Annotated in this window: 15 protein-coding genes; 10 read left to right on the forward strand and 5 right to left on the reverse strand. The window is 68.3% G+C overall.

The window, feature by feature from the left end; genetic code table 11:
- From mmsA to HMPREF2716_RS09750, 7 genes are all read left to right on the forward strand, one after another.
- Positions 1-1,036: CoA-acylating methylmalonate-semialdehyde dehydrogenase (gene mmsA / locus HMPREF2716_RS09720; protein ID WP_070621872.1), on the forward strand; the 1,036-nt coding region annotated here is incomplete at its 5' end.
- An 11-nt stretch (positions 1,037-1,047) separates the two neighbouring features.
- Entirely contained in the window at positions 1,048-2,211 is a 1,164-nt protein-coding gene (locus HMPREF2716_RS09725) for an isobutyryl-CoA dehydrogenase (RefSeq protein ID WP_003085499.1), read from the forward strand.
- Positions 2,212-2,276: 65 nt separating this feature from the next.
- Entirely contained in the window at positions 2,277-3,095 is an 819-nt protein-coding gene (locus tag HMPREF2716_RS09730) for an enoyl-CoA hydratase (RefSeq protein ID WP_003085498.1), read from the forward strand.
- A 58-nt stretch (positions 3,096-3,153) separates the two neighbouring features.
- A complete protein-coding gene (locus tag HMPREF2716_RS09735; RefSeq protein WP_003120788.1) occupies positions 3,154-4,257 on the forward strand; it encodes an enoyl-CoA hydratase/isomerase family protein in 1,104 nt (367 codons plus the stop codon).
- Between the two features lie 111 nt (positions 4,258-4,368).
- A complete protein-coding gene (gene mmsB, locus HMPREF2716_RS09740) occupies positions 4,369-5,265 on the forward strand; it encodes a 3-hydroxyisobutyrate dehydrogenase (RefSeq protein ID WP_003454697.1) in 897 nt (298 codons plus the stop codon).
- Positions 5,266-5,321: 56 nt separating this feature from the next.
- Positions 5,322-5,966, forward strand: coding sequence for a potassium channel family protein (locus HMPREF2716_RS09745; RefSeq protein ID WP_003085490.1), 645 nt, complete (start codon positions 5,322-5,324; stop codon positions 5,964-5,966).
- A gap of 115 nt (positions 5,967-6,081) precedes the next feature.
- Positions 6,082-6,723, forward strand: a complete 642-nt coding sequence (locus HMPREF2716_RS09750; protein ID WP_003110820.1) for an NAD(P)-dependent oxidoreductase — start codon at positions 6,082-6,084, stop codon at positions 6,721-6,723.
- 34 nt (positions 6,724-6,757) lie between these two features.
- On the opposite strand, the gene HMPREF2716_RS09755 is transcribed toward HMPREF2716_RS09750, so the two are convergent.
- Positions 6,758-8,734: an alkyl/aryl-sulfatase gene (locus HMPREF2716_RS09755; protein ID WP_070621873.1), complete on the reverse strand. Its 1,977-nt coding sequence runs from the start codon at positions 8,732-8,734 to the stop codon at positions 6,758-6,760.
- A gap of 102 nt (positions 8,735-8,836) precedes the next feature.
- On the opposite strand from HMPREF2716_RS09755, the gene HMPREF2716_RS09760 reads away from it, so the two are divergent.
- The gene (locus HMPREF2716_RS09760) at positions 8,837-9,751 is read left to right on the forward strand and encodes a LysR family transcriptional regulator (protein ID WP_003116515.1); all 915 of its coding nucleotides are present in this window, start codon (positions 8,837-8,839) and stop codon (positions 9,749-9,751) included.
- Between the two features lie 3 nt (positions 9,752-9,754).
- Here HMPREF2716_RS09760 and HMPREF2716_RS09765 read toward each other — a convergent pair whose 3' ends face one another.
- From HMPREF2716_RS09765 to HMPREF2716_RS09780, 4 genes are all read right to left on the reverse strand, one after another.
- Positions 9,755-9,943 carry a hypothetical protein gene (locus HMPREF2716_RS09765; RefSeq protein WP_003098351.1) on the reverse strand — a complete coding sequence of 63 codons (189 nt, stop codon included), beginning with the start codon at positions 9,941-9,943 and terminating at the stop codon, positions 9,755-9,757.
- A gap of 122 nt (positions 9,944-10,065) precedes the next feature.
- Entirely contained in the window at positions 10,066-10,311 is a 246-nt protein-coding gene (locus tag HMPREF2716_RS09770) for a DUF1145 domain-containing protein (RefSeq protein ID WP_003085479.1), read from the reverse strand.
- Between the two features lie 116 nt (positions 10,312-10,427).
- A complete protein-coding gene (locus HMPREF2716_RS09775; protein WP_003114164.1) occupies positions 10,428-10,883 on the reverse strand; it encodes a hypothetical protein in 456 nt (151 codons plus the stop codon).
- Between the two features lie 95 nt (positions 10,884-10,978).
- Entirely contained in the window at positions 10,979-11,158 is a 180-nt protein-coding gene (locus tag HMPREF2716_RS09780; RefSeq protein WP_003098355.1) for a hypothetical protein, read from the reverse strand.
- A gap of 232 nt (positions 11,159-11,390) precedes the next feature.
- Here HMPREF2716_RS09780 and HMPREF2716_RS09785 point away from each other — a divergent pair, with 232 nt between their 5' ends.
- Both HMPREF2716_RS09785 and HMPREF2716_RS09790 read left to right on the forward strand, forming a co-directional pair.
- Positions 11,391-12,467 (forward strand): DUF2157 domain-containing protein, encoded by a 1,077-nt coding sequence (locus HMPREF2716_RS09785; protein ID WP_003098356.1) that lies wholly within the window; start codon positions 11,391-11,393, stop codon positions 12,465-12,467.
- The gene (locus tag HMPREF2716_RS09790; RefSeq protein ID WP_031800765.1) at positions 12,464-13,279 is read left to right on the forward strand and encodes a DUF4824 family protein; all 816 of its coding nucleotides are present in this window, start codon (positions 12,464-12,466) and stop codon (positions 13,277-13,279) included. Before HMPREF2716_RS09785 ends, HMPREF2716_RS09790 begins: the two co-directional genes overlap by 4 nt.
- The last annotated feature ends 29 nt before the right edge of the window (positions 13,280-13,308 follow it).

The following is a 13,308-nucleotide window of genomic DNA, read 5'->3' on the forward strand; positions in this document are numbered from 1 at the left end:
GTGGATGTTCCCGCTGGCCATCGCCTGCGGCAACACCTTCGTCCTCAAGCCCTCCGAACAGGATCCGCTGACACCCAACCGCCTCGCCGAGCTGTTCCTCGAGGCCGGCGCGCCGAAGGGCGTGCTGCAGGTGATTCATGGCGGCCGCGAGCAGGTCGATGCCCTCCTCACCCACCCGGACATCCGGGCGATTTCCTTCGTCGGCTCGGTCGCCGTCGGCCAGCACGTGTACCGCACCGGCACCGCGCACCTGAAGCGGGTGCAGGCCTTCGCCGGGGCGAAGAACCACATGGTGATCCTCCCCGACGCGAACAAGGCCCAGGTTCTCGGCAACCTGGTCGGCGCCAGTTGCGGCGCCGCCGGCCAGCGCTGCATGGCGATCAGCGCGGCGGTGTTCGTCGGCGCGGCGCGCGAGTGGATTCCCGAACTGGCCGAGCGGATGGCCGCCCTGCGCCCCGGCCACTGGCAGGACCCGGACGCCGCCTATGGTCCGCTGATCAGCCCGCAGGCGCGCCAGCGCGTGCTGCGCCTGATCGCCGAAGGCAAGGCGGAAGGCGCCGAGTGCCTGCTCGACGGCTCGCAGTGCCAGGTCGAAGGCTATCCCAACGGCAACTGGCTCGGTCCCACCCTGTTCCGCGCAGTGGCGCCGAAGATGGGCCTGTACCGCGAGGAAATCTTCGGCCCGGTGCTGGCCTGCCTGGAGGTGGAAAGCCTGGAAGAGGCCATCGCCCTGGTCAACGCCAACCCCTATGGCAATGGAACAAGCCTGTTCACCCGCTCCGGCGGCGCCGCTCGGCGCTACCAGCACGCGGTGCAGGTCGGCCAGGTGGGTATCAACGTACCGATCCCGGTACCGCTGCCGTTCTTCTCCTTCACCGGCTGGAAGGGTTCCTTCTACGGCGACCTGCACGCCTACGGCAAGCAGGCGGTGCGCTTCTATACCGAGACCAAGACCGTCACCAGCCGCTGGTTCGACGATGAACCGACGACCGACGAATCGTCGGCCGGCCCGAACATGACCATCCATCTCAAGTGACCCGAGGACCTATGGATTTCGACCTCACCGAAGAACAACGCCTGCTGGTGGAGAGCGCCCGCGCCTTCGCCCGCCACGAACTGGCGCCGAAGGCGGCCGACTGGGACCGCGACCATCACTTCCCGGTGGAAGTCATCCGCGCCGCCGCCGAACAGGGCTACCTCGGCCTGTACATCGCCGAGGAAGACGGCGGCCTGGGCCTGTCGCGGCTGTCCACTTCGCTGATCTTCGAGCAACTGGCCGCCGGCTGCGTGGCCACTACCGCCTACATCAGCATCCACAACATGGCCGCCTGGATGCTCGCCTCGTTCGGCGACGCGGCGCTGAAGGAGGCCTGGCTGCCCGGCCTGATCGGCGGCGAGTCGCTCGCCTCCTATTGCCTGACCGAGCCCGATGCCGGCTCCGACGCCGCGCGCCTGCGCACCCGCGCCCGCCGCGAGGGCGACGAATACGTGCTGGACGGCAGCAAGTGCTTCATTTCCGGCGCCGGCAGCACCCAGGTGCTGATCGTCATGGCGCGCACCGGCGAGGACGGCGCCAGGGGCATCTCCTGCTTCCTGGTACCGGCCGACGCGCCCGGCATCCGCTACGGCCGCAACGAGGACAAGATGGGCTGGCGCGCGCAGCCGACCCGCACCATCACCTTCGAAGGCGTGCGCATCCCCGCCGGCAACCGCATCGGCCCGGAGGGCCAGGGCTTCGTCTATGCCATGAAAGGCCTCGACGGCGGCCGCCTGAACATCGCCAGTTGTTCCCTGGGCGCCGCCCAGGCGGCGCTGGAGCAGTCGATGCGCTACGTCGAGGAGCGCGAGCAGTTCGGCAAGCCGCTGGCGACCTTCCAGGCCTTGCAGTTCAAGCTCGCCGACATGCTCACCGAACTCACCGCCAGCCGCCAGATGGTCCGCCTCGGCGCCCATCGGCTGGACCGCGGCGACGCCGAGGCGACCCTGTACTGCGCAATGGCCAAGCGCTTCGCCACCGACCGCTGCTTCGATGTCTGCAACGAGGCCTTGCAACTGCACGGCGGCTACGGCTATCTCAACGATTATCCGCTGGAGCGCTGGGTACGCGACACCCGCGTGCACCAGATCCTCGAAGGCACCAACGAAATCATGCGGGTGATCGTCGCCCGCCGCCTGCTGGAGCAGGGCGGCATGCTCGATCGCCTGCTGTGAACGCCGCGAACCATCGCATCCGATAGTGCCGGGACGCCCCGGCCCATGATCCAGTGAGGGACTTCATGAACACTGCCGTCGAACCCTACAAGGCTTCCTCCTTCGACCTGACCCACAAGCTCACCGTGGAAAAGCACGGGCACACCGCGCTGATCACCATCAACCACCCGCCGGCCAACACCTGGGACCGCGACTCGCTGATCGGCCTGCGCCAACTGATCGAGCACCTCAACCGCGACGACGATATCTACGCCCTGGTAGTGACCGGCCAGGGGCCGAAGTTCTTCTCCGCCGGCGCCGACCTGAACATGTTCGCCGACGGCGACAAGGCCCGCGCTCGCGAGATGGCCCGCCGCTTCGGCGAAGCCTTCGAGGCGCTGCGCGATTTCCGCGGGGTGTCGATCGCGGCGATCAACGGCTACGCCATGGGCGGCGGCCTGGAGTGCGCCCTCGCCTGCGACATCCGCATCGCCGAGCGCCAGGCGCAGATGGCCCTGCCGGAGGCCGCGGTGGGCCTGCTGCCCTGCGCCGGCGGGACCCAGGCGCTGCCCTGGCTGGTGGGCGAAGGCTGGGCCAAGCGGATGATCCTCTGCAACGAGCGGGTGGATGCGGAAACCGCCCTGCGCATCGGCCTGGTCGAACAGGTGGTGGACAGCGGCGAGGCGCGCGGCGCCGCCCTGCTGCTGGCGGCCAAGGTGGCACGCCAGAGCCCGGTGGCGATCCGCACCATCAAGCCGCTGATCCAGGGTGCCCGCGAACGCGCGCCGAACACCTGGCTGCCGGAGGAGCGCGAGCGCTTCGTCGATCTGTTCGACGCCCAGGACACCCGCGAAGGGGTCAACGCCTTCCTCGAGAAGCGCGATCCCAAGTGGCGCAACTGCTGAGCCTTCCCATCGAACCCGGCGGGCTGCGCCACAGCCCGCCCGAGCCGAGAGCCCCGACATGAACGTGCTTTTCGAAGAACGCCCGAGCCTGCATGGCTTCCGCATCGGCATTGCCACCCTGGATGCGGAAAAGAGTCTGAACGCCCTGTCCCTGCCGATGATCGAGACCCTGGCGGCGAAACTCGACGCCTGGGCCGAGGACGCCGGCATCGCCTGCGTGCTGTTGCGCGGCAACGGCGCCAAGGCCTTTTGCGCCGGCGGCGACGTGCGCAAGCTAGTGGACGCCTGCCGCGAGCAACCCGGCGAGGTACCGGCCCTGGCGCGACGCTTCTTCGCCGATGAATACCGCCTCGACTACCGCATCCATACCTACCCGAAACCCTTCATCTGCTGGGCCCACGGCTATGTGATGGGTGGCGGCATGGGGCTGATGCAGGGTGCCGGGATTCGCATCGTCACCCCGTCCAGCCGCCTGGCGATGCCGGAGATCGGCATCGGCCTGTACCCAGACGTCGGCGCCAGCTGGTTCCTCGCCCGCCTGCCCGGCAGGCTCGGCCTGTTCCTCGGCCTGAGCGCGGCGCAGATGAACGCCCGCGACGCTCTCGACCTCGACCTGGCCGACCGCTTCCTTCTCGACGACCAGCAGGACGCCCTGCTCGCCGGCCTGGTGCAGATGAACTGGAACGAGTCGCCCCAAGTGCAACTTCACAGCCTGCTTCGCGCCCTCGAACACGAGGCCCGCGGCGAACTGCCGGAGGCCCAGTTGCTTCCGCGCCGGCCGCGCCTGGACGCACTGCTCGACCAGCCGGACCTGGCGAGCGCCTGGCAGGCGCTGGTGGCGCTGCGCGACGACGCCGACCCGCTGCTTGCGCGTGGCGCGAAGACCCTGGCCGAGGGCTGCCCGATGACCGCGCATCTGGTCTGGCAGCAGATCGAGCGTGCGCGCTACCTGTCGCTGGCCGAGGTGTTCCGCCTGGAATACGCCATGAGCCTGAACTGCACGCGCCATCCGGACTTCGCCGAGGGGGTACGCGCAAGGCTGATCGATCGCGACAACGCACCGAACTGGCATTGGCCGCAGGTGGAATCGATCCCGCAGGCGGTGATCGAGGCGCACTTCGAGCCGACCTGGGAGGGCGAGCATCCGCTGGCGGGGCTCTGATCCGCCGCGCCGCCCTCTGCCGAAGGAGGGCGCGGGCCCGCCACGTCCATAGCGTCTAAGCTGTTTCACAGCATCCCCAAGAGGCCTCGCGGCCGCCACAGGAGGAGCTCCATGAAACAGATCGCCTTCATCGGCCTCGGCCACATGGGCGCGCCGATGGCCACCAACCTGCTCAAGGCCGGCTACCTGCTGAACGTCTTCGACCTGGTGCAGAGCGCCGTCGACGGCCTGGTCGCCGCCGGCGCCAGCGCCGCCCGCAGCGCCCGCGACGCGGTGCAGGGCGCCGACGTGGTCATCAGCATGCTGCCGGCCAGCCAGCACGTCGAAGGCCTGTACCTCGACGACGATGGCCTGCTCGCGCACATCGCCCCCGGCACCCTGGTGCTGGAATGCTCGACCATCGCCCCGACCTCGGCGCGCAAGGTCCACGCCGCCGCCCGCGAGCGCGGCCTGGCGATGCTCGACGCGCCGGTGTCCGGCGGCACTGCCGGCGCGGCAGCCGGCACCCTGACCTTCATGGTCGGCGGCGACGCCGAAGCCCTGGAGAAGGCCCGGCCGCTGTTCGAGGCCATGGGTCGCAACATCTTCCATGCCGGCCCCGACGGCGCCGGCCAGGTGGCCAAGGTGTGCAACAACCAGCTCCTCGCGGTGCTGATGATCGGTACCGCAGAAGCCATGGCCCTGGGCGTGGCCAACGGCCTCGACGCGAAGGTGCTGGCCGAGATCATGCGCCGCAGCTCCGGTGGCAACTGGGCGCTGGAAGTCTACAACCCCTGGCCGGGGGTTATGGAGAACGCTCCGGCGTCGCGCGACTACAGCGGCGGCTTCATGGCCCAGTTGATGGCCAAGGACCTCGGGCTGGCCCAGGAAGCCGCCCAGGCCAGCGCCAGCAGCACGCCGATGGGCAGCCTGGCGCTGAGCCTGTACCGTCTGCTGCTGAAGCAGGGCTATGCGGAGCGGGACTTTTCCGTGGTGCAGAAATTGTTCGATCCGACCCAAGGCCAATAGACAGGCAGGCGGGTCCGCGCCCAGGCTGGTCGATTCGACGATGCGAGGAGCCCGCCTTGAACGCCCTGCTGCTGCGTTACCGTTTCCGCCTGCTGTTCTTTTCCACCGTGCTGTTCACGGCGATCCTCGGCCTGCCGTCGAGCACCAAGCCACGGGTGCTCGGCAGCCTCCTGCTGCTGGTGCTGGCCGGGATGAACACCTTGCGCAGACGCAGTCCGCTGGTCTACCTGACGGCCTTCTTCGGCCTGTTCAGCCTGGCCCTGTACACCACTGCGGACTTCAGCAGTCCCTACTCCAGCCTGCCGCCCGGCCTGCTGCGCGGGCTGAGCCTGATCCTGCTGTACCTGACCCTGTTCGCCGCGCTGTTCCGCCGCGTCACCCAGGAGCGCCCGGTGACCCACGAGCTGCTCTACGGACTCTGCGCACTCTACCTGCAGATGGCGCTGGCCTTCGCTCTCGCCTACTACATGGTCGAACAGATGCAGCCGGCCAGCTTCATCGCCAGCCATGGCGCACTCGGCCTGGATACCTTCGTCTACTACAGCCTGGTGACCCTGACCACCGTGGGCTACGGCGACATCCAGGCGATCAACCCGCTGGCGCGCCTGCTGGCCGGCAGCGAAGGAGTGATCGGGGTCCTGTTCATCGCCCTCGCCGTGGCCCGCAGCCTGACCCTGATGAGCGACAGCGAGGAGGTCTGATTATTAAGCTGAGCTAACGAGTGCATCCCCCGCGCAGCGGTTTATCCCGGCGAGCGCAGGGCGGATGATGCTGATCGACGCCGCTCTGCGGCATTTCTCGAACGGAAGGTGCAGCATGAAAATCGCCCTGATCGGCGCCACCGGCCACGTCGGCCACTATTTCCTCAACGAAGCCCTGCAACGCGGCCACGCGGTGACCGCCCTGGTCCGCGACCCGAGCAAGCTGGCGGCGCGCGACGGCCTCTGCGTAGTGCAGGCGGACGTCAGCGACCCGGCCCAGGTGGCCAGCGCCGTGGCAGGCCACGAAGTGGTCATCAGCGCTTTCAACGGCGGCTGGGGTAGCGCCGACCTCCGCGCCCGCCACGCCGCCGGCAGCCAGGCCATTCTCGACGGCGTGAAACGCTCCGGCGTGCCGCGCCTGCTGGTTCTCGGCGGCGCCGGGAGCCTGGAGATCGCCCCCGGCCAGCGCCTGGTGGACAGCCCGGAATTCCCCGAGCAGTGGAAGCAGGGCGCCCTCGGCGCCGCCGACGCCCTCGACCAACTGCGCGGCGAGCAACGACTGGACTGGGTGTTCCTCAGCCCGGCGATGCTCCTCGAACCCGGCCAGCGCAGCGGCAAGTTCCGCCTCGGCGGCGACCAGGTTCTGTTCGACGCCAAGGGCGAGAGCCGGATTTCCCTGGAAGACCTGGCGGTAGCCATGCTCGACGAGGCCGAGCAGCCCCGTCATCATCGCCAGCGCTTCACCGTGGCCTACTGAAAAGACCAGGCGCCCCTCTCGGGCGCCTTCGTCGTCAGCCTTCGGACTTCGCCGCCGGCGTGACGATATCGAACCAGAAGTCGAAGTCGCCGAGCATGCCGAACAGTTGCCCCAGCAACAGCGGATTGCCGGAACTCTTCAGCTTGCCCTCGAAGACCAGGCGTACCGCCGATACCTCTTTGAGCAGCAGCCGGTTGAGATCGGCGCGGTCGATGCTCACGGTCTGCCCGGCGTCCTCGCTCTGCACGCCGCGCAGGTTGTTCAGGTGCGAGTTCTTCAGTTCCAGCAGGTAGTTCTCACCGATGTCCGGCAGGCGCAGGTTGATGCTCAGCGCCTTGCCCTCCGCAGCGCCGGCGTCCAGGCGCACGCCGAGATAGTCGAACAGCAGGCCGGTGTCCATCGCCGCCAGGGCATCGGCGCTGCCGGCCTTCATCGTCGGCTGGTCGCGCGGTACGCCGTGGCGCAGTTCGTAGGCGGCGCTGAGGTAGCTGTTGCGCCAGCCGGCGTTCTCCGCCTGGTAGCCGAGCTGCTCCAGGGCGTCGGCCTGCAGCTCGCGCGCGGCCCGGTTATCCGGCTCGGCGAAGACCAGCCTGTTGACCACCTCGACCACCCAGCGGTACTCGCCCCTGGCGTACGACGCCCGCGCTTGCTCCAGCAGGCGCTCGGCGCCGCCCATGTATTTCACGTAGCGGCCCGCCGAGTCCTCCGGGCTGAGCGGGTCGAGGCTCGCCGGGTTGCCGTCGTAGTAGCCCAGGTAGCGGTTCAGCACGGCCCGTGCGTTATGGCTGACCGAGCCGTGGTAGCCGCGGTCGTACCATTCCTGGTCGAGGCTGGGCGGCAGGCGCAGGCGGTTGTGCACCTGGCCGATGGTCACGCCCTGGTTGGCCAGGTGCAGGGTCTGGTCGTGCAGGAAGCCGTACAGGTCACGCTGCTTCTCCAGCACCTCGACGATCTCCGCGTTGCCCCAGCGCGGCCAGTTGTGCACTGCGAACATCACCTCGGCCTGCCTGCCGAAACGATGCAGCGCCTGGTTGATGTACTTGCTCCAGCCCAGCGCATCACGTACCTCGGCGCCGCGCAGGGTGTACAGGTTGTGCAGGGTGCCGACCACGTTTTCGGCCATCAGCAGGGCCTTCTGCCGCGGCAGCCAGATGTTCATCTCCGCCGGCGATTCGGTACCCGGCGTGTTCTGGAAGGTGAACGGCACGCCGTCCAGCACCAGGTCCTCGCCCTCGCCTTCGATCAGGCGGGTCGGCGCCAGCAGGCTCAGCGGTCCGCGCGCCAATCCCTTGCCGATGGCCATGTCGACCTGCCCCTGCGGCCCCTTGGGCAGTTGCGTGCCGTACTGGTAGGTGGCGCGGCGCATCATGGCGTTGCCGGCCAGGACGTTCTCCTTGATCGCCGCCTCCATGAAGCCGGCCGGAGCGATGATCTGCACCGCGCCGCTGGCGACCTGCCGTGGCTCTACCAGACCGCGCACGCCTCCAAAGTGATCGGCGTGGGCGTGGCTGTAGATCACCGTACGGATCGGCCTCTCGCCCAGCTCGCGGCTGACCAGTTCGTAGGCCGCCCTGGCGGTGGCCGGGGTGGTCAGGGTGTCGACCACGATCCAGCCGCTGTCGCCGCGGATGAAGGTGATGTTGGCCAGGTCGAAGCCGCGCACCTGGTAGATACCCTCGGCAACCTCGAACAAGCCGTACTTGAGATTGAGCAGGGCCTGGCGTTGCAGGCTGGGATTGATGCTGTCGCGAGGCTTGCCGTCGAGGAGGAAGTCGTAGCCACCGAGCTGCCAGGCGACGCTGCCGTCGGGGTTGCGGATGAGTAACCGCTCCGGGCGCCGGATCAGGCCGCGGTCGGCGCGCTCGAAGTCGGCGCGGTCGGCGAAGGGCAATTCCGCTTCGACCCGCCGCTGGGCCTCGACGGTGAAGGCACTGGGCGGTTTGGGCGCGGTGGTTTCGGCGGCGCCGGCGAGCAGCGGGGCGAGCGCCAGGAGTGCAAGCAGACGGCTCATCGGATACTCCGTTTTATTGTTGTGGGCTTCGGCTGGCACTATGCCGAGCGGCACGGCAATAATTCCAATGCATTCCAGATCCACATTCGATGCGGAGTCCGCATGAGCGATCTACGCCAGTTCCGCCACTTCGTCGCCCTCGCCGAGCACGGCCACTATGCCCGCGCCGCCGAAGCGGTGAATCTCAGCCAGCCGGCGCTGTCACGCAGCATCCAGGCGCTGGAGGGACAGTTGGGTTGCACCCTGGTGGAGCGCGGCAGCCGCGGCGTGGCCCTCACGGCCCACGGCCGGCTGGTGCTGGAACACGCTCGGCGCCTGCTGGCCGGGCATCGCGCACTGCACAACGCGGTGAGCCAGTTGGCCAATCTCGACAGCGGCGAGCTACGCCTGGGCGGCGGTCCCTTCCCCGCCGCACGGCTGTTGCCCGAGGCACTGGCCGGTTTCTCCAGCGCCCACCCACGCGTGCGCGTCGTACTGCTCATCGAAGACTGGCAGACCCTACGCCAGCGCCTGCTGGATGACGCCGTCGAACTCTTCGTCGCCGATATCCGCGAGCTGCAAGGCGATCCGCAGTTGCGCATCCACCCGCTACGCGAGTATCCCGGCGTACTCTTCTGCCGCCCCGGCCATCCGTTGCTGCGTCTGGTGAGGCCGAGCGCCGAGCAACTGGCCGACTACCCGCTGGCCGGCCCGCGCCTGCCCGAGGCAGTCCGCGGCGACCTGGCGCGCCTGCTGCAACGCGAAGAACCGCTCGGCATACAGTGCGACGACGTGCTGATGCTCAAGGGCCTGGTCGGCTCCAGCGAGCTGATCAGCCTGGCGCCCTGGGACGTGGTTGCCGCCGACGTCGAGGCCGGCCGCCTGGCGCTGCTGCCCTGGCCCGCCGGCGCCGAGCCCGCCCGCGCCAAGGGCTCCGCCTACGGTCTGGTCAGCCGCGCCGGCCGCAGCCTGTCGCCGGCCGCGGCAGTGTTCGTCGAGCGGGTGCTGGAACAGGACCGGCGCTTCGCCGCCACCTGAGGATCAGCGCCAGCGAGCGTCGTCGCGGCGCTCCTGCCAGGAACGGTTCCAGTCGCGCCCGCGGTTGTCACGGTCGCGGTCGTGATAGCGCTCGTAGCGGTAGTCGGGACGATGCCGGTGGTCGTTGCGGTCGTAGACCACGCAGGCCGACAGCGGCAGGACGAGGATCAGCAGGGAAAGCAAACGACGCATGGCGCCTCCTGTGCGGTTCCGGCCTCTCCTGCGGATGCGGGAGGATTGCCTGTTCCGGAACCTGCACATCGGACTGCGCGGCGCGCGGGCGGTGCCCGCGGCGAGAGTAAAGCCTGGGTAAATCAGCCGAGGCTACGCAGGTGCAGGACGCCGAACAGCAGCACCTGGAGGCGCTCCAGCCAAGGTGCCGGGCGCGCCTTGAGACGCCCGTTGAGCAGCAGGATCTCGGCGGCATGGACCAGCACCAGCACGCCGGACAACAGCAGGATCGGTCGATGCAACTCGCCCAGCGGGTAGGCCAGGTTGACCAGCGCGACGAGCCAGAACATCGCCAGGGCGCCCTTGGCGAACGACAGAAAATGACTCATGGGAACCTCCTCGTTTCGGTATCGGCAGAGTGTGCCGAGCAAATGCGCCAAGAGGGTCCGCACTTTCGACTGGAAAGCACGACGGCGCCCGCAGGCGCCGCCTTTCCTTGCGCACCTCAGTTGCGCCAGCGAGGTGTCCCGCCCTGCTGGCCCTGGTGTCCCGGACGATCCTGCCGACCGTGTTGTTGCCAGCGTTGCGGAGAATGCCCGCGCCATTGCGGCTGGCCGCCGCGCTGCCAGTTGCCCGGATGCCGCTCGCCACGATGGGCCGGGCGCGATTCGTGGTAGCGCTGCTGGTAGCGATATTGCTCGCGCCGGTAGTCGCGGTGGCCATCGTAGCGGCGTGGCGCCGGGTAGTAGCGTTGGTCGTAGTAGCGCGTCGAGTAGTAGCGCCGTTCGCTGCGCCAGCCATCGTCATACACGCGATAGCGCGGCACTTCGTAGGCGTAGCCGTAGGGCTGGCCGCGATAGTGGCGCCAATCGCCGTCATCGTAGTCGTAGTCATACACCGCGCAGCCACCCAGGCTGGCGAGAAGCAGAAGAAGCGGGACTCTCAGGAATGTGCGCCACATGGCAGCCTCCTGCGGCCCCGCTGCCGACCGGCCGGACGACCGGCGACGCCGCGAGGCGCGCATACGACGTGAAGACTCGGGAAATGGAAGTGGGCTCAGCACCAGCCTTTCTTGGCGTGGCCCGGAGGACAATGGGGCGGGCCGCCGCGATCGTAGCCGTAGTAGCCATCGTCGAACGGATCCAGTTCGACGTAGGCGCCCGGCACCCGAACGCTGCAACCGCTCATCAGGAAGGCCGCCAGTAGCAGCCCGAACAATCGCATGACCATCAGCATTCTCCTTCATCGCAGAACGCAGCCGAACCACGCCTGGACAAGATCCCGATGGAGCGGGAAGCCGGTTGCGGCGGTTGCAACCCGGCTGCAATAGAGACCGAAGGAAAAAACGGAAATTCCCTGAATCCGACCAACGACACGGGCCTCCAGAACGTGACCGCAGCCGGCGTTTCTCGGTAGAGTGCGCGGACCAAGGACTGCCGGCCCCGCCGGAACCGCTCAAGGAGCATGCATGCAACCCATCGACCGCGCCCAGGCACAGCAGCGCGCCAACGACATCCTGGTGTTCCAGCGCGAGCTGCAACGCCTCGACCAGGAGCAGGCGTTCCGCCTCGAACCGGCCCAGGCCCGGCAACTCGCCGACTATCACCTGGCCCTGCTGGACAGCTACCGCGACCGTTTCGACATCGACCACGACCTGCGCAGCCAGCAACTTTCGCTGGGCATGCGGGTAGCCTCGTTCTTCGGCGCCCTGGCCTTCGCCGCCAGCGTGTTCCTGCTGTTCTATCGCTTCTGGGGCCTGTTCCCCACCGTCGCCCAGGTGGCGATCCTGATCGGCAGCGCCTTCGCCGCGTTCTTCGCCACGCTCTGGGTCCAGGCCAAGGACGCCTCGGGCTACTTCAGCAAGCTGGCGGCGATGGTCGCGTTCGCCTGCTTCGTCCTCGACCTGACCATGCTCGGGCAGATATTCAACGTCACCCCCAGCGACCTGGCGCTGGTGCCCTGGGCGCTCTACGCCCTGCTCCTGGCCTACCTGTGCAACGCCCGCCTGCTGCTGGCGGCGGCGATCCTCTGCGTGATGGGTTTCATCGCCGCGCGCGTCGGCACCTGGGGCGGCGGCTACTGGCTGAGCGTAGGCGAGCGACCGGAGAACTTCTTCCCCGCCGCCGCGCTGATCTTCGCCGTGCCGCTGTGCTTCGAGCAGCGCAACTTCAGCGGCTTCGCCGTGATCTACCGGGTGTTCGCCCTGCTCGGCCTGTTCCTGCCGATGCTGGTGCTGGCCAACTGGGGCTCAGGCAGCTACCTGGCGTTACCGTCGGCGCTCATCGAGGGGCTCTACCAGGTCGCCGGCTTCGTCGCCGCCGCCCTTGTGATCTGGCTCGGCGCGCGACGCAACTGGGCGGACGTGAGCAATACCGGGATCACCTTCTTCGTCATCTTCCTCTACACCAAGTTCTTCGACTGGTGGTGGGAAGCGATGCCGAAGTACCTGTTCTTCCTGGTGCTCGGCCTCAGCGCCCTGCTGATCCTGCTGGTCCTGCGCCGCCTGCGCACGCCCCTGGGCATCGCCGCGAGGACTGACGCATGAATCGCAACCGTCGCAACGCCCTGATCGCCGGCAGCCTCCTGCTGCTGGCGGCGAACCTGGCCGCCCTCGGTGGCGTCGCCTGGAACCGGTCCGGCGAGGCCGAAAGCAAGCTGGTGCTCAGCCAGCGCGAGCTCCAGCGCAACTGGTCCTACGGTTTCTGGAGCGAAGAGAACAGTGGCGTCGAACTGCGCCTGGAGCTTCGCTCGCCGAGCAGCGAGCCGCCCAGTGACCTCGCTCCCCCGCTGCCGCCCGAGCAGATGCGCGCCCTCGGTTTCAGCATCCCGGACGCGCTCGACGAAGAGAGCGTACGGCGCTACCGCCGCCAACAGGAAAAACAGGTGCTGCTGGTCCTGGAGCTCGACGGCCCGGCCTATCGCCGCGAAGTACGCCTGGCCGAGGAGCGCCTGGCCGAGGCCAGCGCCCGTAGCAAGGCCCTGCCCAAGGACGAAATGCTGTCCAGCCAGATGGAAGCCGCTCGCCACCAACTGAAGCATGAGCAGGGAGAGGCCAGCCGACTGTTCATCGTCGACGCCGGCCTCGACCTGGCCGCCCTGCGCCAGCGCTACCCCGAGCGCCAGCGCTACGCCATCGTCAAGGGCCGGGTGCGTCCCTGGTCCGCGGTCGACGGAGGCAGGACGCTGGTCGGCGGCTACATCAGCCGTACCGACCTCGCCGCGATCAACGTGCCACGACAATGGCACGCGGTATTCGCCAAGGTCGACGAACAAAACTACCGGCTAGCGCCGCTGGAACTGCACCTCAGCTTCGGCCAGCGCCTGGAGCCCTGGATCACCAACGCCATTCGCCGCTGAAACGCCCCGCCTGGCGCACGATGCTTGCA

This window comes from Pseudomonas sp. HMSC076A11, assembly GCF_001810205.1.
GTDB lineage: Bacteria > Pseudomonadota > Gammaproteobacteria > Pseudomonadales > Pseudomonadaceae > Pseudomonas > Pseudomonas aeruginosa.